Source organism: Cognatishimia sp., assembly GCF_964229375.1.
In the GTDB taxonomy this organism is placed as follows: Bacteria; Pseudomonadota; Alphaproteobacteria; order Rhodobacterales; family Rhodobacteraceae; genus Cognatishimia.
On record NZ_CAXREH010000020.1, the window covers coordinates 1 to 3,391 of the forward strand.

The 3,391-nt window shown below is 60.5% G+C and carries 3 protein-coding genes; 1 reads left to right on the forward strand and 2 read right to left on the reverse strand.

What is annotated here, in order from left to right:
• On the forward strand, window positions 1–394 hold a 394-nt coding region (locus tag ACEQWH_RS01645; RefSeq protein ID WP_370227687.1), incomplete at its 5' end, for an inositol monophosphatase family protein.
• Window positions 395–413: 19 nt separating this feature from the next.
• Here ACEQWH_RS01645 and ACEQWH_RS01650 read toward each other — a convergent pair.
• A complete protein-coding gene (locus ACEQWH_RS01650; RefSeq protein WP_370227689.1) occupies window positions 414–1,187 on the reverse strand; it encodes a rhomboid family intramembrane serine protease in 774 nt (257 codons plus the stop codon).
• 42 nt (window positions 1,188–1,229) lie between these two features.
• Window positions 1,230–3,391: bifunctional proline dehydrogenase/L-glutamate gamma-semialdehyde dehydrogenase PutA (gene putA / locus ACEQWH_RS01655; RefSeq protein WP_370227691.1), on the reverse strand; the 2,162-nt coding region annotated here is incomplete at its 5' end.

The window sequence follows — 3,391 nt, forward strand, 5'->3', positions numbered from 1 at the left end:
AGGCGCGTGGCTGAACGACAGCAAGCGTCTGCGCGTGTCGTCACGTCACCGCATGATTGAAAGCGTGTTTGCAACGGGCGTCCCATTCGCGGGCAGCACCGACTTGCCAGCGACCTTGAAAGATCTGGCACGTTTGATGCCGGCCTGCTCAGGTGTGCGCCGCTGGGGCGCTGCTTCGCTGGATTTGGCCTATGTCGCCGCGGGCCGTTACGAAGGCTTCTGGGAGCGCGGGCTGCATTCCTGGGATATCGCTGCAGGTCTTCTGATCGTGAAAGAAGCCGGCGGTTTCGTCCAAGCTATTGATCCAGAGGATTCTGTTCTGGACAGCGGCAGCATCATTGCGTCGAACGAGCCGATCTTTGATCAGTTCTCAAAGGTCATTCGCAACTTTTAAACATCCGTACTTAATGGGGTCACCGACGGCGTCCCGCGCGCGGAACGCTGGTGTTGGAGCGTCGTCCGACATTGGGCACGTTGCTGCGGCTTAGGCGATACTGCGCCTCGGGATGTGGCGGGTGGCCGTGTGTTTCGTTCCAATAGTCCGTCCCGCCTTTGCGCCGCCACAGAGGCAGGGCCAGAACGAACCCGATCACAAATCCGCCCGCATGCGCCCAATAGGCGACGCCGCCGGTTTCTGGGTCTATGTTAACACCGTTGACCAGTTGCAATGCGAACCACAGACCCAGCATCACCCAGGCGGGGATCGTGAAAATCCTGAAAAAGATGATCAGGATCATCAGGATATCCACTTTGGCTTTCGGGTAGAGCAACAGATATCCCCCCATCACAGCCGCGATTGCGCCCGACGCGCCGACGGTTGGAATGGATCCCGACGGCTCTGAGATCACCTGCGCCAGACCCGCGCCGATCCCACCCGCAAGATAGAACAGCGTAAAGGGCAGGTGGCCCATGTCGTCTTCTAGGTTGTCGCCAAAGATCCACAGAAACAGCATATTGCCCGCAAGGTGCATAAAGCCGCCGTGCAGGAACATAGAGGTAAACAGCCCTTGCAGATCCTGCCCCTGACTGACCCGTTCCGGGAACATGGCATAGTCGGAATAGAACTGCCAAAGCCCGCGGTCCTCTAGGCCCGCGCTGTACAGAAACACCACGATATTGATCGCGATAAGGGCATAGGTCACATAGGGCGTGCGCCCTGACGGGTTGTGGTCACGTATCGGAAACATGTCTGATAGGTGACCACTCAGAGGCGCAAGGTCAAGCTGCGCTTAGGAACTGCCCCCCAAAAGTGCAGCATTCCCGCCTGCGGCCGTGGTGTCGACACAGACATGACGCTCTGCGCGGACATATCCGGCGTCTGGCAATGATGTCAGCAAAGGCAAGATCGCGCCCTCACGTTGTGCAAGCGCTTGCCCATAGGCGCGGGCTGAACGCGCATCGCCCCACCAGAGCGCGCCTGAAATGCCGTGCAGGTCGCTTAGGTCGCTCGGCTCAAGCGCGCCCTCAAGCGCCACCGCGCGTCCGCCTGCGGCAATGACCGCATCGCGTTGCTGGTGCGCGGCGTCTGCTCCGGGGCCCATGCACAAAAATGGCGCGCGGGCGAAATCGGTCAGACGGTTTGACTCGCCCGTTGGACCAGGCAGCGAGGTCGTCTGGGCATCTGCGCCTGCGTCACACCGCGCAATGGCCTTTTCGATCTCCTCGACGCTGGTGGTCTTGTCCCAATCCGATGCGATTGAGGCGACCTGCCGCTGTGCAAATCTGCTGAGGTAAAGCGGGCCGCCAGCTTTTGGACCTGTTCCGGAAAGGCCTTCGCCGCCAAAGGGTTGACTGCCGACAATCGCACCGATCTGGTTGCGGTTTACATAGATGTTTCCGGCATGCACCCTCTCTGAGACGTGCTGAACCCGATCGTCAATCCGCGTCTGAAGACCAAAAGTCAAACCATAGCCCGTCGCATTGATCGCATCGATCACCGTGTCCAACTCTGACGATTTGAACGTCGCTACGTGCAGAACCGGCCCAAAGATCTCTTCCTTCAGGTCTTGTATGCCATCCACTTGGATCATGGTCGGCGCAATGAAATGCCCCGTGTTCGGCGTATCCAGTTCAAACATGACACGGCCTTCTGCTCGGGCCAGCGCGATGTGGTCGCTGAACCGGCGCTGTGCGACCTCGTCGATCAAAGGGCCAACATCTGTCGCGTGCTCCCACGGATCGCCCATACGGAGCTCTTTTGCCGCGCCTCTCAGCATGTGCAGCAGATCGTCTGCGATGTCCTCTTGGACATAAAGGCAGCGCAGGGCTGAACAGCGTTGGCCCGCAGATTGGAACGCGCTTTCGACGATGGCGGTGACGGCCTGTTCCGGCAACGCTGTGGAGTCAACGATCATCGCGTTCAGGCCGCCTGTTTCGGCAATGAACGGCGCTCCGGGCGCAAGGCCGTCGGCCATGGCCGCATGGATGCGCTTTGCGGTGGCGGTAGAGCCAGTGAAACAGACGCCGTTCACGCGTGGATCTGATGTCAAAGCAGCGCCCACATGCGCGCCGGTGCCAGGGAGCAGTTGCAGGGCAGAGCGCGGCACGCCCGCTTTGTGCAACAGTTTGACCGCTTCGTGAGCAATGAGTGGTGTCTGATCCGCCGGTTTCGCCAGTACCGCGTTCCCGGCAGCCAGCGCCGCTGCGATCTGACCGGTGAAGATGGCCAGCGGGAAATTCCATGGGCTGATCCACGTGACCACACCTGCCGGAGACGTCGCCGGGGCGTTCGCCCCGTAGTAGCGCAGAAAATCAACGGCCTCGCGCAGCTCGGCGACTTGATCAAGCGGGGTCTTACCCGCTTCGCGTGCGAGCAGAGCAAAGAACGTGCCCATATGGTCCTCATAAAGATCCGCGGCTTTCGCAAGGATCGCACCGCGTGTCGCAGGGTCGGCATCCCATGCTTTGGCATTGGCCAGTGCCGTCTCAATATCGACGTCACTGGCTTGCGCGACGGTGCCGGCGGAGTCTGCGGATTGATAGGGGTTGTCCACCGCCACAGCCTCTTGCGGCGCAGCGTCTACGTCAATCAAGGGGGCGGCATGCCACGAGCTGTCGCGATACGGCGCGCGGGTGGTTTCCAGTGTCTCAAGCGTGGCCATGTCGCGCAGGTCAAAGCCGCGCGAATTTGGGCGCTCTGGTGCAAAGAGCGCATCACCTGTTGGCAAGTCGATGCCTGCGTCATGAATCGCCTCAAACGGGTCGCGCGCCACGACGGACGGGGGCACATCCTCGTCTACGATCTGGTTGACGAAACTGCTGTTGGCTCCGTTTTCCAAGAGGCGACGCACCAGATAGGCCAGCAAATCACGATGCGCGCCGACCGGAGCGTAGATCCGGCAGCGGGTTTTGTTTTCTTTCAGTACGACGTCGTGCAACGCGTCGCCCATAC